Raw genomic sequence first — 23,481 nt, 5'->3', positions numbered from 1 at the left:
AAAAGCATGAAAAAAATCTTACTAATTCTATTCCTTTCAATAGCTGTAACCAGCTGTATGAAAGAGAAGAGTTTCTCTTTTGAGGAAAAAGTGTACCAGAAGATACTACTAGACACTTGTGTTGAGGAGGACTGTACTGAGATTAAGATTACAACAGCAGAGATAGTCGATCCTCAAAATGAAATAGCAGACAGAATCAACAAGGATAACCTCTCTATCATTAATGAGATTCTCTCTTTTGAAAATGAGAAGAAACAGGCTACTAACTATGACAGTATTGTAATCTCGTTTACGAATGCTTATACCAATATGGTTAAGAAATTTCCTAAAGCGACAATACCTTGGCAAGCGAAAGCGAATAATATCGTAACCTTCTACGGGGACAACTTAGTCAGCTTTGCCTTAGATTACTATATTTTCACAGGAGGAGCTAACGGATTTCAAGGAGAGAAAACGATGCACTATAACCCTGCTACAGGAGAACAATACAGTAAGGAGCAGTTGTTTAAAAACTATGGGGACTTCAAAAAACTAGTGATCAACAAGTTAAAAGAATTAAATGATAACGGTAAAGAGAAGGCTACTAATATAAGCGAACTATCACTAGAAGAAGATTCTCTAGAGATGCCAGAGAACATCTTTATCTATGAAGATAGTGTAGTACTTAACTTTACTACTGCAGATGTAAGCACAGTTGCAAGCAAGGTAATCACCATCTCATTCACACAAGAAGAAATAGTCCCTTACCTAAGCTTTGAACTAAAACCTAAGCCAAACACAAATAAATAATACCCGCTAAACAAAGAGTTGTGAGCATTTATAAAAAGATATTTAAACAAACGGCTATCTACGGATTAGCAGCAGTATTCCCTAAAGTAATTGGGTTCTTCCTAGTTCCTTTTCACACAGACTTGATGCAAAATAACGACTATGGTCAGTATAGTGTTATTTTCTCTATTATGATGTTTCTAAATGTGATACTTTCATTTGGGATGGAGACCGCCTTCTTTAGATTTTATAATAAACAAGAGGATAAGAAAGAGGTTATTAATAACAGTTTATTATTCCTTGGATGCACCACTTTACTATTCGCCATAATTAGCGTATTGACCTTAGATTTTTGGGCTTCTATCCTTAGTGTATCAAATGAACTATTATACTATGTACTCTTTATTTTAGTACTAGACGCCTTAGTTATAGTTCCTTTTGCTAAGCTTAGAGCAGATCAGAGACCTCTATACTACAGCGCCATCAGGATAGCGAATGTATGTATATACACTGCTCTTAATATATTCTTCTTATACTACCTACCTAAGCTAAATAACGCTTATCCAGATAGTATATTCAACACTATTTATAAAGAGGGAAATCAAGTAGTCTATATATTCATTGCTAACCTTGTTGCTAGTTTATTCACTTTTTTAGTCTTTTATAAGGACTACTTCAGAATCAAGTTTAAATTTAATAAAGAACTGAATAAACAGATGCTTACCTACAGTTTTCCTATCATGGTAGGAGGACTTGCATTTGCTGTTAATGAAGGTTTTGACAAGATATTATTAGAACGACTATTACCAGCTGATATCGCACTATCAGAAGTAGGAAAATATGCTGCATGTTATAAGTTAGGATTGTTTATGGTCTTGTTCAGACAAGCTTATACGCTAGGTATCGAACCATTCTTCTTTAACTATGCTAAGAATGACGACGCACCTACTAAGTATGCTACCATTACTAAGTACTTCACTATTTTTGGTAGTATGATTATGTTAGGCGTTATCGTATTTGCAGATATATTGAAAGTCTTGTTCATTAGAAATGAGTCTTATTGGGATGCGATGATTGTTGTTCCACTTATCATCTTAGCCAACTTATGTATGGGAATCTATACCAACCTATCTGTATGGTATAAACTAAGGGACAAAACTGCTATAGGAGCGTATATCTCTATTATGGGAGCTGTATTCACTCTTATATTTAACTACCTACTTATCCCTATATGGGGCTATATGGGATCAGCGATAGCTACTCTGATAGCTTATGCATCTATGATGCTAGTCTCTTATGTGATGGGACAGAAACAGTACCCTATCCCTTATGACAAAAAAGCTATAGGAGGATACCTAGGAATATCTATACTCCTAAGCTTTGTATACTTCTACTGTTTTAGAGAAAACTATTTCGTTGGAATAGCCTTTATACTCGTATTCTTAGGTGTTATATACAAATTTGAAAATACCGTTATCAAAAAAATGATCAAACGATAAATATAGAATCCATTACTAGTTAGTAATGGATTTTTTTTAACATGTATTTAATTGTCTTATATTTAATACTCTAAAAAACTCGCTATGACTAACGAAATCTTTTTGAGTATTACTAAAGACAACAGTTCTATTACACTCTTTGAAGAGAGGCTATTTTTACCTTTCTTCTGGATTTGCCTACTAGACCATGAGATGATAAGTAGTAGAATACCTCACTGGGAACAAGCTTATAGATTCGTAGATTTCGATCTGGAATATGAGAGAGATGATGAGAGTATAGATAATACCGCATGTACAATCACTATCTCTAAAGAAAAATTTCATACCAATTCCGCAATAGCTAGAGAAAAGATAGAGAAACAACTCAATCAAGCATTACCTCTATACGATGATTTTATAGCTTGTATAGAGAGTCACCTCTCTCAAGGAGGTGTGATTAATTTAGAGATACTATACTATATTCGCTGTTGTGACTCACCACAGGACTTCATTAAGGGTATAAACAGAGAGATAACATCCATAAAAAAACAGGAACTTTATCCTATACGGTACTTCGACCCAATAGACTTAATAGGTACTGGAACAGGTATAGCCTCGATAGACAACAAGGAATTTAAAGAATTAGCCCCCTATAAGCACGCTGATGATAACAGATACAATGATAAACCTGACCATGATCCTAATTTGAGGCAAAAGAATATTCGTAAACTAATCTACTTCTTCATCTCCCTTATAATCATAGTTGTTTTATTCATTATAAACCAATAACTCCTTCTTAGATAATGACAACACATCTCTCTTGTCACTAAGGGAACATAGTATTATCTAAGCTATGAATACACCATGAGTACAAGACCCCTTAATAAGATAACCACACAAATGAGAATACTAGCACTATGCCAAATAGCGCTAGTGGGCTTATTTATCTATCACATTAGTCTTAAGAATACGTACAGCAGCCTTATATTCGTAGATGCACTTATATTTATCTTACTAGGTGCTTATATAAAACATCTCCTTATCGTAAAAAAACCTAATCAAAAGAAAAAGAGGAAAAAAAAGAAAAGATCAAGATAACCGTATATCAATGCTCTCTCTTAGCTATTCTCAATCTCCAGACAACATGAATTATTCTACTGATTAGCACTTAATTCTAAGCAACAGATCTTCATCGCCATTTACTTAAACATTTCACATCAAGCGCTACAAACTGTATTGCTATAATCAAATGCTACCCTATCCATCTATTTCTTAAAATAGCATAGAACCTCTGCCCTTTCTTTCCCCATTCTTTCTTCTTGGGTAATACATGATCAATACTAAAAGCATTCTTCGACTACTATTTCTCTAGTCCACTATTTACGACCTATTCTCCACTAACTGTCGAGCAAATTAAGATGAAGATAGATATACTCTAGGATAGTGATAAATACACCTAGAAGAGAAAAAACACAAGAAAAACACAAACAACTAAATAACAACAACTTACAATAATTACCTATTAAAAAAAATATATCCTTTTTTTTAGAATAGCCCTTCATTAGTACCCCTAAAACAGCATTTTTTAAAAAAAGTGAAGTATGTTTTTTAATACATATATGAAAGCTAGTATAAGTATTTCATCAAAATAGGCTTAGACACTTATACATAGAAACAAAAAAAAGCCACTTCTATACAGAAATGGCTCTTTATATTGATGTTTAAACGACTATTTCTTAGCGTCTTTTTTGATTTTATCTTCGATGCGTTTTACACGCTTCTCACTATCAGGGTGAGTAGAGAATATTTTAGCTTTAGTAGATTTATCAGCTCCATATTCTTTCTCCATATCAGCAAACTTTTGGAATCCATCTGCTAACGCTTGAGGATTCTTACCATTCGCTACTAAGAATTTATAAGAGTAATCATCTGAATCAGTCTCTTGTCCTTGAGAGAACTGAGCTCCAATAAGTTTCTCTGTTAGAGCCCCTAGGTCTCCTTTCATTAAGTCACCTACTGTACCTTGAGTTGTACCAGCAAATTGTACAGCTGCTTCTGCTAACAATACTTTTCTATACCCGTTTAAAGAGTGCTTTAATTTTACGTGTCCGATCTCGTGACCGATGATACCTAATAGCTCATCATCACTCATAATATCCATCAATGAAGAGAATACACGTACACTTCCATCAGGACAAGCAAAAGCATTCACGTCTGTAACGTAATATACTTTATAGTTTAGATCTAGACCATCATAGTTCTTATATGGCCCGAAGATACGCTCTAAACGCTCTGCATATGCTTTCTTCTTAGGATCTTTATCCTTCACTGTACACACAGGGTTATTCTCATCCATCCACTTAACAGCAGCGGCAGCAGACTGAGCTACTTCTTCATCACTTACTGTAAATGCCTTAGCTGCTTTTAGACCAGCTTCGATCTTCTTTGGGTTTAATTTACCAAACTGTGCATTAGCTGTTCCTATTGCAAAACACACTAAACATGCAGATAATAAAACTTTTTTCATAATGTTAATATTTTTTTACAAGAACAAATGTACTCTTTTATTTTAAATTCACTAATCGAACCTTAAACATTCATAATCAACCTATAACAACGCTATTAGATTCTCAAAAAGACCTAAAAACATTCGTATTTCTCCATTAAACCATTCAAAATAAAACGCCCAATATCCAACTACTTAGACGTATTACCCAACTAAAAAAGAGCTCCTAAGAGCTCCCTAAATAATATGAAATACAACAACTTATTATATCACAACTGTTTTTTTAGTTTGTACTGTATAATTACTATTAAATACAGTGTCTACAAATCTCCACTCTGCCTTAGCACCAGATGTAGTGTAATCAATATATAAATATCCTCTATCTGTTAGATTCACATAGTCTAGTTCATCTATTAATAATGGCATTACTTGTTCTAATTGTCTAGCCTGACTCGGATCATTTGATATTCCTAAATACGTCTCCATACCAGGTGAACTAACCGAGCTAGTTGCTAGCTCATATCCTACCACCTCTCCTGTCTGTGTCTTCATCTGACTATACCATGCATTATGAGTATCTCCTGCTAGTGTCATTACCTTTTTTCCCTTGCATAAGCTATACAGCATCTCTCGCTCCACCGCATACCCATCCCATGCATCTAGATTATATGGCAATACAGTAGTCACTCTAGCTTTCTCCTGTGCTGTAAGTGTAGGATCTCCTTGCAGTAAGCGAGTTTTAATCACTACTAATTCTCCTACAGCCTTTTGTAAAGCAAGCATTGAGTTAGCAGAAGCACTTCCTCCTGCCTCTATCTCTGCCATGATCTGATTAACAATCATTAAAAACTCAGCAGGAACAAGCATCTTCGCCATTAAGATCTGTTGTCCTAACACCTGCCATGTAGCCCCACTAGAGTTCATCTGACCAGCTAACCACCCCAACTGTTCTTTCCCTAATAATTGACGATTAGGGTTCATATAATCTTGCATAAACTTAGCTTGATCAAAGCCGCTAGCCGTCATATAATTGCCATAACTCAACTGTTTATCTCTAGCAATAACACGAGTATCTAACATATGTAATGAAAGAATATTACCGAAGTCAAAACTTCTATAGATACGAGCGTCTTTACCAGTCTTTAGTGGTATAAACTCACTATATGCCTGTAATGCTGCTCTTTTTCTTGTTTCAAAACTACCTTCTGTTTCTGGCTGATGATTCTCAGCACCATCCTTATACGTATCATTAGCTATCTCATGATCATCCCACACACAGATGAAGGGCTTCTTCTGATGTGCCAACTGAAGGTTAGCATCACTTCTATACTGTCTATATCGCTCTCTATAATCCTCTAAAGTAACGATCTCTTTATTCGGTTTATGAGCTCTGTTAAAGGCTAACGTACTTGCATTAGTACCATATTGTCCAGGAGCATACTCATAGATATAATCCCCTAAGTGGATAATGACATCTGCATCTGACTTAGCCATCTCACCATAGACATGAAATAGACCCGCAGGATAATTAGAACACGATGCTATGGCTAACTTCACATTACTCACCTGATCTGATGTAGCAGGTAGTGTGATGGTCTCCCCGATCACAGAAGTATCTTTGGTAGAAGTATTATAGAACCTATAATAGAACTTACTATTAGAAGGTAGGTCTTGTATTTCTATAGCGATTGTATTATCTGAAAGAGAGGCAACAGTCACTTTGCCTTGACGAACAATATCTTTAAAATGAAGGTCTTTTGCTATTTCCCATACTATTTCAGTATTAGCATTGGCATAGCGAGTCCAGATGATTACACTAGTAGCAGTTGGGTCAAAACTAGCTACACCATAGTCAAAGTTTTTGATCTGAAACTGTCCATCTACACCATCTGTGTTAGGATTACTTGAATCGTCATTAGAACAACTAATAATTATAGGAGCTAAAAATAAACTTCCTGATGCTAATAAAGAAGTACGCAAGAACTTCCTTCTATTGAATTGTGAATTATCCATACTTTAAAAACTTTGTCACAAAACAACTCTTCTTGCATTATCAGAGAATTAAAACCAGGTTAACAATCCGTAACCATTAAGCGCTATATGTTAATTTATAGTGCTTAGACTGTTTGGTGTTTTCCCTTGCGCTTATGAAAAGTCTCTTTATACTACCCCTCATTATCTTTAGCGATAATACTGATGCTTCCGTTGATTTCTAATGTTGCTAATTTCACTTGTTTGAAGTACTCTACACCATGTTCATGCATAGCCTCAGTCAGCTCTTCTGAGGTAATGCCTAGCTGTGTAGCTTTAGCGAAATCAACCACACCGTGCTGGATAATGACTTCAGGCTTCTGCTGGAGTAATCGATTGACAAGTTTGTTGTGAGCGATCAGTCGTTTCATTCCGTAGTTTAAAGAGAATAAAACAAAAGCAGCTAATATTCCTCCTTCTAAGCTCGTATTAGAGCCAACCATAGCATTCTGTACTGAATTGCTAATTAAGAGCATTAAAACAACGTCAAATGTGTTTAACTGAGACAACTGCTTCTTGCCAAACACGCGCATCGCTATAATCATAAATAAATATACAGCCACACTTCTCCATACGATATCTAAATACTCCATAAATACTTGCTTTTACTTCAAATTTAAACAAAAGCTAAATACAAAAACACAACTTCTAGACTATCTCATCCTCCTATACCATGAAATAGAAGGGCAACCTCAAAGAGAATCTTATTAGTTCTATTCAACAATAACACTTACCTTAGATGTTATCAAAAGCAACTAGACTAATGTTTGATTATTTATTCAACGAAGGAGAAACTCCTAAATATCCAATGTTATTGGCATTACTAGCCATGACGATATTTGGTGTAGGTATGTACTTCCAAAGCAGTGAAAATATGTATACTCTCAATGATAAAGAATTAGAAGAAAACCTAAAGAGAGAGTTTAATGCTTCTGTAATCTATAAAGGCATTGAAAAAAATAATAGAAATATGGAGTACTATCAGCTAGATAACAATATGAAGTTCTATACATATCACCCTATCTTTAACTTAATAGATGTAGGGGATAACCTGATCACTAAGAAAGATTCTTCTACATTAGAAATCAGAAAACAAGATACTATTATCTATATAGACTATAAAACAGATATCTGGGCAAGATTACCTAGAGGATCTAACTTTTATAAATAACAGCTTACTATCACTACTCTACACTTCTATGAAAAACAATTGGTTTAAAGATGGTCTTGACTTCGAAAACATAAGTATAAACCCATTTATACCTATGCTAGCTGTATTATGTCTTATCGTCTTAGTCGCTTATAAATGCGGAGGAGAAAATGCCTACACAGAGAATGATAGACAACAAAAAAAAAAATACACTTAAAGAGTTTAAGGCTGTTGTCATCAGTCAAGAAGCTAATAAAGGATCTAGAGCAGGATCTTATTACATACTAGACAATGATATGCGATTCTATGAGAGAGAATACCTCTATAAGGTAATAGAGATAGGAGATACGCTAATCACTAAACAAAATTCTACAAGACTAGAAATTATCAAGAAAGACACTGTTCTGACGATAGATTATTTAGAAGATATATGGACAGCTAAAGACCGTTCACTGAGATATAGGCATTAGAATAGCCTTATAAAAAAAGCAGGAGTGATAGAATATATCACTCCTGCTTTTTTATTCACTTGCTATAATCTTATAAGTTTAAATTTTGATTCTTATCATATCTCACTTGGTATCCAAAGCGAAGTGATTTACTATCATTTCCTTTCAGTCTAAGGTCCCACTTCACAAGCCCTTTCTCTTCATTAAGCTTTCCTGATGAAGTCTCTGTTAATTCTACTTCTATATCTTTATTAGAGCTAATAGGATACTGATCTTCTACTTGTATATCTATCTGCTCAGCTTTGTTATTGCGAATCGTAATATCGTATACGAAGTTTTGAGACTTTTTAGAAGATAACATCTTAGTACCTGATTTATCTTTTAATAAAATACGAGTAACTGCTACTTTAGGGTCTTTACCCATATTTAGTTTCATTTCCTCTTCTGTGTTTGCAGGGTTCAACATAGTCTTACCAACATATACTCCATCAAAGATTACGTTTGCCTCTCCTGCTAATAAGTTATAATTACCATAGTCCTTAATCGTTGCTACTAAATAAGCATTTAGGTCAAGCTTAGGAGCTACATAATACTTATACTCTGCAGGAATAGAAAAGTCGTTAAGTGATACACTATGTGACTTATTATTAGACATCACCGTGTACGGAATATTTATATCAAATGATACGTTTAGTTGTGATTCATTGACTTGAGTAAAGCTACTCATTGTACTTTCCTCATAGACTATTGATTTTTCAGCTGTAGAATAAGAAGCATTAGCTGTAGACATTTCAAGAGCAGCACTAGCATTGACTTTCTTCATACCTATTCCCACTCCAGGCTTTCCACCACCATATCCTGATGACATAGCCCCCCTATAATCAAGAAACCACGTTCTCCAAGTAGGAATAACATTACTCTGATTAGCTACACCACTTGTCAAACTTAGATTCACACCTCTCCAATCGATACCAGAACTCTGTTTCACATCCGCTTTATAAACTACTTTTACAGGAGAGTTAATTTTCTCTACTCTTAGGTCATAAAAAGGCTTCCATGACGCAGCATTCGTTAAATACTTAATCTGAAAAGGCACTTCACCCTCTCTGTCATTCATTACTTGTATAATCAGTTTACCCTTACTAGACTTTTCACTTTTGCCTTCATTAAAAGCAAGCTTATCTTGTAAGTTCGTTAACCGAGTATTAAGGTCATCCTTCTTCTCGTTTAACTTATCTAACTCTGTACTCAGCTGTAGTCTCTTCGTTTTATAGTAGTCTACCATCTTCATCACTTCTGCTGTAGTTGTTCCTTGTTCTCCACCTACTTTCTGATTAGAGTCTAATAAAGCAATTGTTCTACTTTCTACATCAATAGCATTATTCACCTTCTTTAATTCAGTTTGAACTAATTTAATACTATCTCTTACAGGCTTCAACAATGGAGAGTCTACTGCACTATCATATTCTTCTACATAGCGATTACTATATTGTATAGCCATTACTGTAACCTCAGATATAGATCCGATCTGTATAGTAGATTCGTTTAGGTAATCAGCTACATTGGTGATCACCACCTCTGAAGTTCCCTTAGGCAACTTCACTTTGGCCTTATGCGTTAATTCAGCACTGTTAAAGTACACTCGGGCACTCTCTAGCTTAGCAGGTATAAACACAGGCTTCTGTGCCCATGTCATAACCGTAGTCAAAGCTAATGCAACAATCGTTAGATTCTTTTTCATAGTATTCAATTTTAAGTTATCCGAAGAGGTATTCTACTACATCTTCAATCTTAGTCACTAGAACAACCTTAATTCCTCTACCAGTATGACTAATCTTATTATATTTTGAAACAAAAATAGTAGAGAAACCAAGCTTCTCTGCTTCTTGTATACGTTGGTCTACTCTATTTACAGGTCTAATCTCACCAGATAGCCCTACCTCTCCAGCGAATGTAAAGTCTTTGCCAATAGACATATCTTGATCTGAAGATAGAATAGCAGCAACCACCCCTAAGTCAATGGCAGGATCATCTACTGTAATACCTCCTGTGATATTTAAGAATACGTCTTTTTGTCCTAATCTAAATCCAGCTCTTTTTTCTAATACAGCTAAGATCATATTCAGTCGTTTCAGGTTATATCCTGTTGCACTACGTTGTGGAGTACCATATACAGCTGTACTCACAAGGGCTTGTACCTCTACCATCAGTGGGCGCATCCCTTCTAAAGTAGCAGCGATGGCTGTTCCTGATAATTCTTCTTCTTTATGTGATATTAATATTTCAGAAGGATTAGACACCTCTCTAAGACCACTTCCTTGCATCTCATAAATACCAAGCTCTGCTGTAGAACCAAAACGGTTCTTATTCGCTCTTAGTATTCGATATACGTGATTTCTATCACCTTCAAACTGTAATACAGTATCCACCATGTGTTCTAACATTTTAGGTCCTGCTATACTTCCATCCTTTGTTATATGTCCAATAATCAACACTGGAGTTCCAGTTTCTTTAGCGAATTTGGTTAGCTCAGCTGTACACTCTTTAATCTGAGACACTGTCCCTGCGGAAGATTCGATATATTCAGTATGTAAAGTTTGAATAGAGTCAATGATTAATACATCAGGCTGTATCTCCTCTATTTGACGAAAGATATTCTGTGTATTCGTTTCAGTAAGGATATAACAGTTGTCATTAGCAGGGTTAATACGCTCTGCCCTCATCTTTATCTGTTTCTGACTTTCCTCTCCTGATACATAGAGAGTCTTAAAAGGCAAACGCAGAGATATCTGTAATAATAATGTACTTTTTCCTATTCCAGGTTCACCTCCTAAAAGCACCATAGAACCAGGTACCAGTCCACCTCCTAAAACACGATTAAGCTCACCATCCATAGTATTCATACGTATCTCCTCTGTACTGTCTATCTCACGTACCTTTAGAGGCTTCGCTACCTTCTTCATGGTATTAGGAGAACTACTTACTGCTTTCCACGCTGTCTTTTCTTCTTTTTGGATTACCTCTTCTACAAGTGTATTCCACTCTTTGCATGCATTACATTGTCCTTGCCATTTAGCGTATTGTGTACCACAACTCTGACAGAAAAAAGCCGTCTTTACCTTTGCCATTACTTTCTATTTAAAATCTTCTTACGAAGATACAATGTTATCATTAGACAATAATAATATCATAAGAACTAATTACTCCACAAGAAATAAATTATATTCTATAATAACATTTATATTTACTACAATAAAATACACTATTAACACATGAGAAAAACTATTTTTTATCTAATCGTACTATTAGTACTTACAAACATTTCGTGTTCAAATGATGACAATAAATCAACCAAAACAATTCCTAAACCAGACCCAAAAGAATTGACATTATTAGAAAGTTATACTGAATATGTAATACAAGAGAACGTTAAAACAAAACAAAAATATTATAGAACAATATCTAATAATGAACTGTTCTATAATAAAAAAGGACAAATAACATCATTAGAAACCTACACTAAATATACACACCCTTATGGGCAACCACATGAAGCAAGATCAACTTTTGAATACTTCTATAATGACAAAGATCAATTAAACAAAGTTGTAGAATATATAATGGGAAAGGAAGTAGACTATAACTATATCACTTATACACTACATTACGATAATCAAAACAGAATTGACTACGTAATACTAAATGGTATTAAAATGGAATTTAAATATGACACCAAAGGCCATTTATTATCTAACATCCGAAACACATTTCTAACAACATATAAAACAGACGAGAAAGGGAATATAACACAAATCTCAAATGATAAAGAAATTCTAGAACAATTGAAATATGATAACTACAACTCTCCATTTAAAAATCTCCCTACTCTATTTCCATTTAATAACAGAACAAGTCATTATGAAATCCCTTTCGCTTATAGAGAACAAAACAATATCACACATAAAGAGAAATACAATACAATAACAACATACAAATACAATTCAAATGACTATCCTATTGAATCTATAGAAATACTTCCCCTTGCTGATGATAAATACGAATCAAATAATGATAACTATATAGACTATAGAAAACTAGAATTTAAATATAAAACTATTCCATAAAAAAAAAGACCTACTCAATGAGTAGGTCTTTTTATATTTCTAATCAGCTAATTAGTTAGCTAATATAATAATCTTATTATCGCTTAATTCGATAGTTCCAAGACTGATAGGTAAATGATATGTATCATTACTTACTTTCTCGAATTTAGAACTAAACTCTGGTGCAATAGAAATGTTTTGCCCTGTGAACTTTACACTTCCTTTTGTTAGGATAGAAACAATAGGAGCGTGATTATTTAACATCTGAAACTCTCCATTTGCTCCTGGAACTGAAACTGAAGTAACTTCTCCAGAAAATAAAGTAGCCTCAGGTGATACAATTTCTAATCTCATGTCGATCTCTTTAAATATTAATTAGATTATATTTCTGCAAGCATTTTCTCTCCAGCTGCAATCGCTTCTTCGATTGAACCTTTTAAGTTGAAAGCTGCCTCTGGTAAGTGGTCTAACTCACCATCGATAATCATATTAAATCCTTTGATAGTATCTTTAATATCAACTAATACACCTGGGATACCAGTAAACTGCTCAGCTACGTGGAATGGTTGAGATAAGAAACGTTGAACACGACGAGCTCTGTATACAGCTTGTTTATCTTCTTCAGATAACTCTTCCATACCTAAGATCGCGATGATATCTTGTAATTGTTTATATTTCTGTAAAATCTCTTTTACTCTTTGAGCACAAGCATAGTGGTCTTTTCCTAAGATCTCTGGAGTCAAAATACGAGAAGAAGACTCTAGTGGATCAACTGCTGGATAAATACCTAACTCTGCAATCTTACGAGATAATACAGTAGTAGCATCTAAGTGAGCAAACGTTGTTGCTGGTGCAGGGTCAGTTAAGTCATCCGCAGGAACGTAAACCGCCTGTACAGAAGTAATAGATCCTTTTTTAGTCGAAGTAATACGCTCCTGCATAGCTCCCATCTCAGTAGCTAATGTTGGTTGGTATCCTACTGCAGAAGGCATACGACCTAATAATGCAGATACCTCAGAACCAGCTTGAGTAAAACGGAAGATATTATCTACGAAGAATAATACGTCTTTTCCTTGGTCATCACCAGCTCCATCACGGAAGAACTCAGCAATAGTTAATCCTGATAATGCAACACGTGCACGTGCTCCTGGTGGCTCATTCATCTGACCGAATACGAATGTAGCTTTAGATTCTTTCATACCTGGTTTATCTACTTTAGATAAATCCCATCCTCCATTTTCCATAGAGTGCATGAAGTCATCTCCATATTTAATAATACCTGACTCTAACATCTCACGTAGTAAGTCATTACCCTCACGAGTACGCTCTCCAACTCCAGCGAATACTGAAAGTCCACCGTGTCCTTTAGCGATATTATTAATTAATTCCTGAATCAATACTGTTTTTCCTACTCCAGCACCTCCGAATAAACCAATTTTACCCCCTTTTGCGTAAGGCTCAATTAAGTCGATTACTTTGATACCTGTGAATAATACTTCAGTTGAAGTAGATAAATCCTCAAATTTTGGAGCAGAACGGTGAATTGGTAAACCATTAGAACCTTCTTTTGGTAAGTTTCCAAGACCATCAATAGCGTCTCCTACAACATTAAACAATCTACCAAATACATCTTTACCAATTGGTACTTGGATTGGAGATCCTGTAGATGCTACTTCATATCCTCTACTTAAACCGTCTGTAGAGTCCATTGAAATTGTTCTTACTGTATCTTCTCCAATATGAGATTGTACCTCTAGGATTAATTTAGTACCATCTGGTTTTGTGATTTCTAATGAATCATAAATCTTTGGAAGCTCGGCATTTGCAGTGTTGAATACTACGTCAACTACTGGCCCGATAACTTGCGCAACTTTTCCTGTAACTTTAGACATTGCTTATGTATTTATTTAACAGCTATTTACGTTTATCGAAAAATTCTACTTTTTCAGAGTGCAAAGATAGTTTTTTTCTCTGAATATTAAAACTTTGAAATTTTATTTTAAATAAAAAAAAAGCGAGTCTTAAAAAGACTCACTTTTATACTATTATTCAACCGTCACTGACTTAGCCAAGTTTCTCGGTTGGTCAACATTACACTCTCTTAAAACAGCGATGTGATAAGATAACAGTTGTAATGGAATTGTCGTTAATATTGGAGTTAAAGCCTCAGAAATACCAGGTACTTCGATAACGTGATCAGCTAGTTCTCTTACTTGCTTATCTCCTTTTGTTACCACAGCAATGATTTTTCCATTTCTTGCTTTAATCTCTTGGATATTACTCACTACTTTATCATAGTGATCTTGATTAGGTGCAATTACAATAACTGGCATATGCTCGTCAATTAAAGCGATTGGACCGTGTTTCATCTCAGCAGCAGGATATCCTTCTGCATGTATATAAGAGATTTCTTTCAGTTTTAACGCCCCTTCTAATGCCACAGGATAGTTATATCCTCTACCTAAGTATAAGCAGTTAGTTGAGTCTTTATAAACCTGAGAGATTTTTAATATTTCTTCATTTTGAGTTAACGCTTCTTCTACACGCTCAGGTACTAGCTCTAATTCATGTAAATATTTTAAATATTCAGAATTAGGTAAAGTTCCTTTTGCTTTTGCTAAACGAAGAGCAATTAAAGTCAATACTGTAATCTGAGTTGTAAATGCTTTTGTAGAAGCAACACCGATCTCAGGTCCAGCATGTGTATAAGCTCCAGCATGTGTCTCTCTAGAAATAGAAGATCCTACCACATTACAAACTCCGAATACGAATGCTCCTTTTTCTTTCGCTAATTTAATAGCGGCAAGAGTATCTGCTGTCTCTCCAGATTGAGAAATAGCAATCAGAACATCACTAGAGTCAATAATTGGGTTTCTATATCTAAATTCAGAAGCATACTCTACTTCTACTGGTATTCTTGCAAACTCTTCGATTACATACTCAGCTACTAAAGCAGCATGCCAAGATGTACCACAAGCAGCGATAATAATTCTCTTCGCATTTAAGAATTTATCGATATTATCTTCGATACCTGCCATTCTGATCAAACCTTGATCAGCTAATAAACGACCTCTAAAAGTATCTTTAATTACCTCTGGTTGCTCGTATATCTCTTTTAGCATAAAATGGTCATAACCATTTTTCTCGATTTGCTCTAAGTTTAATTGTAACTCTTGAACGTAGTGTGTAACTAATGAGTCATCTTTAATCTTGCGAATGCGCAATGGTTTGTGCAGTCTAATAATAGCCATTTCTTCATCTTCTAAATAAATAGCATTATTAGTATACTCGATAAAAGGTGATGCATCAGATGTAATGAAGTACTCATTCTCACCGATTCCGATAGCTAGTGGACTACCAAGTCTAGCAGCTATTATTTCGTCTGGTTTTTTGATATCCATTACAGCGATAGCATACGCTCCCACTACTTGATTTAAAGCGATCTGAACAGCTTTTCCTAACTTAACACCTTGAGTTTTTTGTACATCCTCGATTAAGTTAATTAATACCTCAGTATCTGTTTCAGACTTAAATGTATAACCTCTTTTAATTAATTCTTGCTTAAGAGAATCATAGTTCTCTATAATACCGTTGTGAATTAAAACTAATTCACCCGAATTAGAAAAGTGAGGGTGTGAGTTCACATCATTTGGAACACCATGTGTAGCCCATCTAGTATGCCCTATACCTACTGTTCCTTTTTTTATTGTATCTGTACTTTTTTCTTCTAAATCAACAACTTTACCTTTTGTTTTACAAAGATTGATTGTCTCTCCATCGAATATAGCAAGACCAGCAGAGTCATATCCTCTGTACTCTAATCTTGTTAAACCTTTAATAATAACAGGGAACGCATCGCGATGACCTATATATCCAACAATTCCACACATACTTGTTTACTTTTTAGCTTTAGTATAAAAAATCTCTAACTTCATCTTCTTATTGTCCAGCGTAGTATTCGCTCCATGAAGTACAACTCCGATTGGGCAGCTAACAGCATAAGCTGGAACAACATTCACGTTAGTAGGTTCGTTGTTTATTTCGTTTTTCAATTTCTGATTAACATACCCTCCTACTGCAAAGTTATTCGCAACAGTCAAGGCTAATTTAGGGCTCACGTCATTCTTACTTTTCAGAAGACCTCTTATGTGGTCAGTGATTTTAAACTTATAATAATACCCTTCTTTTTTATTCTCTTTATCTTCTTTTACGAAGATACCGTTATATCCTTGTTTGATATACTGAGATGTACTCACCGCATCATTAGCAAAGTCTGACAACGCAATACTGTTGTCATAATCGTATAAGAACAGACGCTCAGGGATAGGTTGCCCTTGCATACGCTCCTTGTCCACATAGATCGTTAAGTAAGCTTCGTTCAGCAATACGTCCTCTTTCTTAAGTGCTTTTAACTCTTCAAGGTTATTAGACTTCAGTAGATCGATAACTGCTAAGCTACCTTGTCCACCTTTTATGTAAAGGCTTTCATCACCTTGCACTTTATTTGCATTAGCCACCTCTGATTGGTAAGTTCCGTCTAGAAGTGTACTAAACATATTCACACTAAATTTCTTAGTTCCTACCGTATTACCACTTAAGCTAAGTGTAACTTCTTTTCTTTCGCGTGTAATCACTTCCTTACCATCTTCTCCTTTTGTCTTTTTATCAACATGGAATATAACTACGATTTTACCTTTAGCAATATCTAATAATCCTGTAGTTCCTTTACTTCCGTTTCCTTCTGCTCTTAGATATAATCCCTTAAACAACTCACTGAATCCATTCGTTTCTGACAACTTCGCTTTGTTTTCAGTAATAAATTTCTCAAAGTAATTTTTATCTAAGTCTAACCACATTCCAGGGATAAGACGTTCTTTAATCTGATTATCTCCTGTATTTGGATCTTTAATAGGATTACCATCCTTATCTGTCTTATAAGTAATGATTTCTCTATTTGTAAAAGTAAAATTAGTATTCTGAGACGACTGTCCCGAAGTATTTAACTGTGTATTAATCTTATTTTTATCGATTAAAGCACCTGTTTGATCAGTATAGTATTTAGATGCAGAACCATCTGTTAAGTCTACATCCATCAAGTGATAGTTATTCTGATAAACTTTTAAGTCTATAGAACCTTCACCATATACATTTTTAAGTTTGTAGTAATTAACTTTATTATCTACTTTGTCAAATTGAGAAAAGTAAGGCACATACACATATACAGAGTCTACCTTTACATTCTCACCAATATCTCCAGCAACTGATGTTGAGTTAGCTAACTGAACAACCAAATCACTGCTAGTAGCACCAAATAATCCATTGTCTAGATACCCAAAAGGGACTTCTCCTAATCTACTTCCATCTACTGCTCCATAAGCTTGATTATAAGCTTTTATATCCTTTACGTTATACGATTCGATATCGAAGTTTCCTCCTCCTATTATATCGCTTCCCGTTTCTGTAAAATCACTCTCACAAGCTTGTAAGGCCATAAAGCCTAATACAAGAGATATTCCTTTTAATATATTCTTTTGGTTCATCTAGTCAATCCAATCTATTTGGGTTATTACTATTCTATTCTGATATAGCTATTAAAAAAACTTCTGATAAAATTCAGTATAAGCTTTAGCAAACTCATCTTTAGCTACGAAAGGTAAAAAAGGTTTTTCAGAAGACTCTATAAATTTTGTTAAATTTGAACTTACCTCTTCTGAAGCAACGATAACACCATCCGAATTTTTGATAGCATTCATCATGATACTTTCATAAGTAGGGTTCTCGAAGTCATTCACTACGTCTTCTGGGAAGCCATCGAATGCTATTTTTTCTTTCATAGTAGCATCTAAGACACCGCTAAATCCTTCACTAAAAATAGAAGTAACTACTTTCGTATCAGAGAAAATAGCTTCATCTTTATAATAATGTTTTAAATAAGCTGGCAGCAATGATGCCATCCAACCTTGTACATGTATCACATCAGGAACCCAGTTAAGTTTCTTAACCGTTTCGATTACACCTTTTGTAAAGAAAATAGCTCTTTCATCATTATCAGGATACAATGTTCCATCCTCATCTGAGAAAGTAGATTTTCTTTTAAAATACTCGTCATTATCTATAAAGTAAACTTGAATACGCTCTTTCGGGATAGAAGCTACCTTAATGATTAGTGGCATATCCATATCATTTACGACTAGATTCATACCTGACAATCTAATAACTTCGTGTAATTGATGTCTTCTCTCATTTATGCTACCATATCTAGGCATAAAAATTCTTATCTGTCCTCCTTGATCATTAATCATTTTAGGAGCATCATAAGACATTAATGAAACTTCATTTTCTGCTAAATAAGGTACCACTTCAGATGATACATATAATATCCTCTTTTCTTTCATCTTCAATTATAATTTCTGTGTTTGAAACAAATAAACATTGCAAATTTACAAAAATTTATGCAGTTATTTTCTAAATAACTAATTTTGCCATTATTTTAAACACGAAGCTAATGTTTCTTTTTAGTACAAAATCCGAATTACAAGCGTATTTAAAACCATTTCGCGACGCTAATAAGGCAATTGGTCTTGTACCAACAATGGGGGCCATCCATAAGGGGCACCTTTCATTAATGGAACAATCATTAAATGAAAATGAATGTACTGTAGTAAGTATTTTCGTTAATCCGACGCAATTTAACAATGCAGAAGATTTAGAAAAATACCCTCGTACTTTAGAAAGAGATCAGGAGATCATTAAGTCTCTTTCTGAACAAATTGTAATATTTGCACCGTCTGTTGATGAGATTTACGGTGGAAATACTGTAGCCCAATCATTTGATTTTGATGGACTAGAAAACGAAATGGAAGGTGCTTCTCGCCCTGGTCATTTTGATGGAGTAGGAACTATCGTGAGTAAACTTTTTGAGCTTGTTACGCCTAACAAAGCTTATTTTGGAGAAAAAGACTTCCAACAATTGCAGATCATCCGCAAGATGGTAGATAAGCTTCATATACCTGTACAGGTTATCGGAGTGCCTATCTTCAGAGCTACGGACGGATTAGCCATGAGTTCTCGTAACGAACGAGTATCTACTGAAGGATTAAAAAAATCAACTTTCTTATATCAAGTATTGTTGAAAGCCAAGGATTTATTCAAAAGTGAAAGTATTTCTAAAGTTAACGCTTTTGTTGAGAATGAATTTAAAAATAATCCTAACTTTGAACTCGAATACTTCACTATAGCAGAAGAAGATACTCTAAAAACAGCTACATCTAAAGATGAGGCTCACAGATACAGAGGATTCTTAGTTGCTCATATCGAAGGCATTCGACTAATTGACAATATATCTTTTAACTAAAACTCACGCGAAATGCAAGTTGAAGTAGTAAAATCAAAAATTCACCGTGTAACTGTAACTGGAGCAGACCTACACTACATCGGAAGTATTACGATTGACGAAGTTTTAATGGAAGCTTCTAACATCATAGAAGGAGAGAAAGTTTCGATTGTTAATATTAACAATGGAGAACGCTTTGAAACTTATGCTATCCCTGGACCTCGTAACAGTGGAGAGATCTGCTTAAATGGTCCTGCAGCACGTAAAGTACACAAAGGGGATATCATTATCATTATTACTTATGGAATTATGGATTTTGAAGAAGCGAAGACATTCAAACCTTCTATCGTATTCCCTAATGAAGAGACCAACACCTTAACATAGCCTCTTATTGAAAAAAAATATCAGTAAATTATTGAATATATTACTCCCACTTTTGTTGGGAGTTTTTTTGGTTTATTACGCCTATAATCAGTTTACTGAAGATCAGATAGAGGAGATGAAATCTCAGTTTAGAGATGCTAATTATAACTATATTATCATCTCCTCTTTCTTTTCTATTTTAAGTCTATGGGCACGTGCCTATAGGTGGAAATACGCCTTGCGCTATATGGGATATCCTGTATCCACATTCACTAACTTTATGGCTATCTCTATCGGCTATCTTCTTAACCTGACGGTACCTAGATCAGGAGAAGTATCTAGAGCGATCGTCTTGCAGAAGTACGAGAAAGTCCCTTTTGACAAAGGCTTTGGATCCATTGTTTCAGAACGAATTATTGACCTTATCTGTTTATTGCTTTGTGTATTCGTAGCTCTGATCTTACAGTATGAAGTATTAAAAGACTTCTTATTAGCCAAGGTTCCAGTGGAGAAACTAAGTATATTAGCTATCATCGCATTCGTAGGTTTCTTAGCCACTATTGCCTTATTCTATTATAGCAAATGGAAAGTGATTCTATTTATTAAAAATAAAATCAAAGGACTTACAGAAGGAGTCAGCAGCATCTTTAAGATGCCTTATAAAGTTGGTTTCTTATTCCACACTTTTCTTATTTGGTTTGGCTATATCGCTACATTCTACTTCGGTACACATGCCATAGAAGCTACTAGTTCACTCAGCATTCCTATTGTTATGTCTGCCTTTGTAGCAGGTAGTTTTGCTGTATCTTTTACTAATGGAGGCTTTGGAGCATTCCCACTAATCATCGCAGAATTATTGTCTATCTACAGCATCTCTGCTGTCGCAGGTACAGCCTTTGGATGGATATTATGGACTACACAAACCGCTATCGTAGTCATATTCGGAGCACTATCCTTCTTAATCTTACCCCTATATTATAATCAAAAGAAAAACTAATCTCGCACTACCTCATCATAAAAAAAGCACCTATCTAAAATATTAGACAGGCACTCTTTAATAGTACAAACCAGTAAATTGGTATAATGATGGTATAAACAGCGCTATCAGTTATAAATCATTATTTCTTTATAGGTTACTTTGTGGGGATAATTGTTGTTGTTTTAATATTGTGCTATCAAGTAATTGATCATATCTGTAGTTGTCACTATTCCTTGTAGTACATTATCCTTATCTACTACCGGAAGTGAGTGAAACTGCTGTTTAGAGAAGATCTCAGCTACATCTTTGATATTAGTATCATCCATCACCACGATTGGGTTCTTCGTCATTACATCTTCTAACTTATAAGCGTCATAAATAGCGTCTAATGCACTTTGGTCTAGATCATTCGCTCCATATCCTATCTTTAAGATATCGTTGCTACTGATGATCCCCACTACATTCTCTGCTTCTATAACAGGGATATGTCTAATATTATATTCTACTAATAATTGGTTTACTTCACTTAACTTTTTATTAGTTGGCACAGCTATAAGTGCTTTAGACATAATTTGAGATACAGGTACTCTTTGTTTCATAGTGCTATAGTGTTTTATTGTTCTAGTACAAAGATTGCACTTACATACCTCATAATACATGATAAAAAGCAGGTTTTACTAAATAATAATGTCGTAATTTATATAGCAATGTTGTATTTATAGAACACATTATTCACCATAAGTGAATATACCACAATCTCAAAACTCTCCAATCCTTGCCAATACTCGAAAAATAAAAATTGTGACAATTTATCTCAAAACAGTTTATCCAAAAGCCTGTTTTTTACCTAAATTGCTTCATAATTAACCACTTAAAAAATTATATCTATGGCAACAACGAACACTTATCTAACCTTCAATGGCAATTGTGAAGAGGCATTTAATTTTTATAAATCTGTATTTGGAGGAGAATTCACTTACCTCGTTAGATTCGACAGCATTCCAGATAGCCCAGAATTCGTAGTATCCCAAGAGGACAAGAACAAAATCATGCACGTCTCACTTCCTATCGGTAAATCTGTCTTAATGGGTAGTGATACTTCATGTGGCGATCCAACACCTATTGTACAAGGGAACAATTTCTCGATATCAGTATCCACAGATAGCCAAGCAGAGGCAGATGATCTATTCGCTAAGATAGCGGTAGGTGGTACTGTGATCATGCCGATCGAAGACATGTTTTGGGGTGACTATTTTGGAATGGTATTAGACCAATTTGGCATCCAATGGATGATCAACTTCAGTAGAGACGGACAGTACTAATAAGACCATAACCCCTAATCATCCCATCCCAATAGTAGCCTTCTGTTGGGATTTTTTTTCTAATTACACCACTTTATAAAAGACTAGCTTTAAATAGAACTAACTAATATTATCCAACACTACTGTTGTAGACACTATATAATTATCAATCCCCTACTAAGAGATCTTATTAGGGGATTTTCTTTTTATTCCCATTAGACATCTTCTGTTATCATCCTCTACACAGGTGAGACAATGTTTTCACTTTCCTTCCTATGCTCCCTATTTAATAGTATAGTGATAGGCAGGTGATAGGCTTATTTATAGCACTTTTTAGCCGACCAAATGCCCATCACTAGCCGACCACATGCCGATCACCCCTAATATTAATGTAAAAAAGATAACAGAATACGCTAGTTCTAGCACCTATTAATCGCTCTAAAAAATGGAATCCAAGCGAATATTAACTTGATATCGATAGAATTAAAAATGAAGAAAAGCTTATGCTCTAGTAGATGAACAGGTAATAAAATGAAGATAATCAACCCCCTTAAAGACAAGAATGGAATAGATATCAAATAAAAAAGCCAGTCATAAGACTGGCTTTTGTTTTGCTCCCCCTCTTGGGCTCGAACCAAGGACCCTCTGATTAACAGTCAGATGCTCTAACCAACTGAGCTAAGGAGGAAGGTTATATTCTACCTTTATTGCATTGCAAATATATACATTTTTAATCAAATACCTCACTGTTTATAGGCTTTTTGAGCATTTTGTGTCAAAAAAAATAAAGCTTGAATTAAAACTATCTGATTATGAGATAGAAGAAAAATAAATATTTTTTATTTTTTTTTAATCACAAACAGAAAAAGGTTCTATTCAACCTGCTTAACGATTATTCATTAACGAGGTTACTTGATATTATTATTAAAAATAGCCTCTACACTTCTATCTAACTACTGTAAATAAATGATAGGGTAACTACCTAAAAAGTATAAACAACAAATATACTAAGAGTGGCTC

The 23,481-nt window shown here is 34.6% G+C and carries 22 protein-coding genes and 1 tRNA gene; 11 read left to right on the top strand and 12 right to left on the bottom strand.

The features are described 5' to 3' along the window. Window positions 1-6: 6 nt before the first annotated feature. From AABL87_RS02720 to AABL87_RS02710, 3 genes are all read left to right on the top strand, one after another. Window positions 7-789 carry a PdaC/SigV domain-containing protein gene (locus AABL87_RS02720; RefSeq protein ID WP_071307081.1) on the top strand — a complete coding sequence of 261 codons (783 nt, stop codon included), beginning with the start codon at window positions 7-9 and terminating at the stop codon, window positions 787-789. 20 nt (window positions 790-809) lie between these two features. Beyond that, entirely contained in the window at window positions 810-2,267 is a 1,458-nt protein-coding gene (locus AABL87_RS02715; RefSeq protein ID WP_071307080.1) for an oligosaccharide flippase family protein, read from the top strand. Between the two features lie 84 nt (window positions 2,268-2,351). Beyond that, the gene (locus AABL87_RS02710) at window positions 2,352-3,035 is read left to right on the top strand and encodes a hypothetical protein (RefSeq protein ID WP_071307079.1); all 684 of its coding nucleotides are present in this window, start codon (window positions 2,352-2,354) and stop codon (window positions 3,033-3,035) included. 940 nt (window positions 3,036-3,975) lie between these two features. Here the strand turns inward: AABL87_RS02710 and AABL87_RS02705 are convergent. The 3 genes from AABL87_RS02705 to AABL87_RS02695 form a co-directional block, all read right to left on the bottom strand. Next, window positions 3,976-4,773, bottom strand: coding sequence for a M48 family metallopeptidase (locus AABL87_RS02705; protein ID WP_006257772.1), 798 nt, complete (start codon window positions 4,771-4,773; stop codon window positions 3,976-3,978). A 243-nt stretch (window positions 4,774-5,016) separates the two neighbouring features. Then, a complete protein-coding gene (locus tag AABL87_RS02700; protein ID WP_071307077.1) occupies window positions 5,017-6,765 on the bottom strand; it encodes an alkaline phosphatase D family protein in 1,749 nt (582 codons plus the stop codon). A 152-nt stretch (window positions 6,766-6,917) separates the two neighbouring features. Then, window positions 6,918-7,376, bottom strand: coding sequence for a DUF421 domain-containing protein (locus tag AABL87_RS02695; RefSeq protein ID WP_071307076.1), 459 nt, complete (start codon window positions 7,374-7,376; stop codon window positions 6,918-6,920). Between the two features lie 146 nt (window positions 7,377-7,522). Here AABL87_RS02695 and AABL87_RS02690 point away from each other — a divergent pair, with 146 nt between their 5' ends. From AABL87_RS02690 to AABL87_RS02680, 3 genes are read left to right on the top strand one after another with little or no spacing between them, the layout of a single operon-like run. After that, window positions 7,523-7,954, top strand: a complete 432-nt coding sequence (locus AABL87_RS02690) for a hypothetical protein (protein WP_071307075.1) — start codon at window positions 7,523-7,525, stop codon at window positions 7,952-7,954. 28 nt (window positions 7,955-7,982) lie between these two features. Continuing rightward, window positions 7,983-8,150: a hypothetical protein gene (locus AABL87_RS02685; protein ID WP_232234346.1), complete on the top strand. Its 168-nt coding sequence runs from the start codon at window positions 7,983-7,985 to the stop codon at window positions 8,148-8,150. After that, window positions 8,119-8,403 carry a hypothetical protein gene (locus tag AABL87_RS02680; protein WP_232234345.1) on the top strand — a complete coding sequence of 95 codons (285 nt, stop codon included), beginning with the start codon at window positions 8,119-8,121 and terminating at the stop codon, window positions 8,401-8,403. Before AABL87_RS02685 ends, AABL87_RS02680 begins: the two co-directional genes overlap by 32 nt. Before the next feature lie 70 nt (window positions 8,404-8,473). Here the strand turns inward: AABL87_RS02680 and AABL87_RS02675 are convergent, their stop codons facing one another. Together AABL87_RS02675 and radA are read right to left on the bottom strand one after the other, a co-directional pair. Further along, a complete protein-coding gene (locus tag AABL87_RS02675; RefSeq protein WP_071307074.1) occupies window positions 8,474-10,123 on the bottom strand; it encodes a DUF4139 domain-containing protein in 1,650 nt (549 codons plus the stop codon). 16 nt (window positions 10,124-10,139) lie between these two features. Then, a complete protein-coding gene (gene radA / locus AABL87_RS02670; protein ID WP_006257778.1) occupies window positions 10,140-11,510 on the bottom strand; it encodes a DNA repair protein RadA in 1,371 nt (456 codons plus the stop codon). 144 nt (window positions 11,511-11,654) lie between these two features. Here radA and AABL87_RS02665 point away from each other — a divergent pair, with 144 nt between their 5' ends. Then, window positions 11,655-12,506, top strand: a complete 852-nt coding sequence (locus AABL87_RS02665) for a hypothetical protein (protein WP_341276915.1) — start codon at window positions 11,655-11,657, stop codon at window positions 12,504-12,506. 51 nt (window positions 12,507-12,557) lie between these two features. Here AABL87_RS02665 and AABL87_RS02660 read toward each other — a convergent pair whose 3' ends face one another. From AABL87_RS02660 to AABL87_RS02640, 5 genes are all read right to left on the bottom strand, one after another. Beyond that, entirely contained in the window at window positions 12,558-12,839 is a 282-nt protein-coding gene (locus tag AABL87_RS02660) for a F0F1 ATP synthase subunit epsilon (RefSeq protein ID WP_006257780.1), read from the bottom strand. 26 nt (window positions 12,840-12,865) lie between these two features. After that, window positions 12,866-14,377: a F0F1 ATP synthase subunit beta gene (gene atpD, locus AABL87_RS02655; RefSeq protein ID WP_006257781.1), complete on the bottom strand. Its 1,512-nt coding sequence runs from the start codon at window positions 14,375-14,377 to the stop codon at window positions 12,866-12,868. Between the two features lie 153 nt (window positions 14,378-14,530). Then, window positions 14,531-16,375, bottom strand: a complete 1,845-nt coding sequence (gene glmS, locus AABL87_RS02650) for a glutamine--fructose-6-phosphate transaminase (isomerizing) (protein ID WP_006266096.1) — start codon at window positions 16,373-16,375, stop codon at window positions 14,531-14,533. A 6-nt stretch (window positions 16,376-16,381) separates the two neighbouring features. Then, window positions 16,382-18,025, bottom strand: coding sequence for a DUF4270 domain-containing protein (locus tag AABL87_RS02645; RefSeq protein ID WP_006262537.1), 1,644 nt, complete (start codon window positions 18,023-18,025; stop codon window positions 16,382-16,384). Between the two features lie 51 nt (window positions 18,026-18,076). Next, entirely contained in the window at window positions 18,077-18,880 is an 804-nt protein-coding gene (locus tag AABL87_RS02640) for a glycogen/starch synthase (protein ID WP_006257786.1), read from the bottom strand. Window positions 18,881-18,990: 110 nt separating this feature from the next. On the opposite strand from AABL87_RS02640, the gene panC reads away from it, so the two are divergent. The 3 genes from panC to AABL87_RS02625 are packed head-to-tail and all read left to right on the top strand — an operon-like array spanning window position 18,991 to window position 21,178. Further along, complete coding sequence (gene panC, locus AABL87_RS02635; protein WP_341276914.1) at window positions 18,991-19,839, top strand: pantoate--beta-alanine ligase; 849 nt, start codon at window positions 18,991-18,993, stop codon at window positions 19,837-19,839. Window positions 19,840-19,851: 12 nt separating this feature from the next. Then, window positions 19,852-20,202 carry an aspartate 1-decarboxylase gene (gene panD / locus AABL87_RS02630; protein ID WP_006257788.1) on the top strand — a complete coding sequence of 117 codons (351 nt, stop codon included), beginning with the start codon at window positions 19,852-19,854 and terminating at the stop codon, window positions 20,200-20,202. 7 nt (window positions 20,203-20,209) lie between these two features. Next, window positions 20,210-21,178, top strand: coding sequence for a lysylphosphatidylglycerol synthase transmembrane domain-containing protein (locus AABL87_RS02625; RefSeq protein ID WP_341276913.1), 969 nt, complete (start codon window positions 20,210-20,212; stop codon window positions 21,176-21,178). Between the two features lie 164 nt (window positions 21,179-21,342). On the opposite strand, the gene AABL87_RS02620 is transcribed toward AABL87_RS02625, so the two are convergent. After that, window positions 21,343-21,759 (bottom strand): CBS domain-containing protein, encoded by a 417-nt coding sequence (locus tag AABL87_RS02620; protein ID WP_006257790.1) that lies wholly within the window; start codon window positions 21,757-21,759, stop codon window positions 21,343-21,345. A 288-nt stretch (window positions 21,760-22,047) separates the two neighbouring features. Between AABL87_RS02620 and AABL87_RS02615 the strand changes: the two genes are divergently transcribed. After that, window positions 22,048-22,482, top strand: a complete 435-nt coding sequence (locus tag AABL87_RS02615) for a VOC family protein (protein ID WP_006257791.1) — start codon at window positions 22,048-22,050, stop codon at window positions 22,480-22,482. A 593-nt stretch (window positions 22,483-23,075) separates the two neighbouring features. On the opposite strand, the gene AABL87_RS02610 is transcribed toward AABL87_RS02615, so the two are convergent. Continuing rightward, window positions 23,076-23,149, bottom strand: a tRNA-Asn gene (locus AABL87_RS02610). Window positions 23,150-23,481: the final 332 nt, after the last annotated feature.

The sequence above is a fragment of the Myroides sp. C4067 genome (genome assembly GCF_038039665.1).
GTDB classification, from domain to species: domain Bacteria; phylum Bacteroidota; class Bacteroidia; order Flavobacteriales; family Flavobacteriaceae; genus Flavobacterium; species Flavobacterium odoratimimum.
This window is presented reverse-complemented; position numbering and strand designations above follow the sequence as displayed.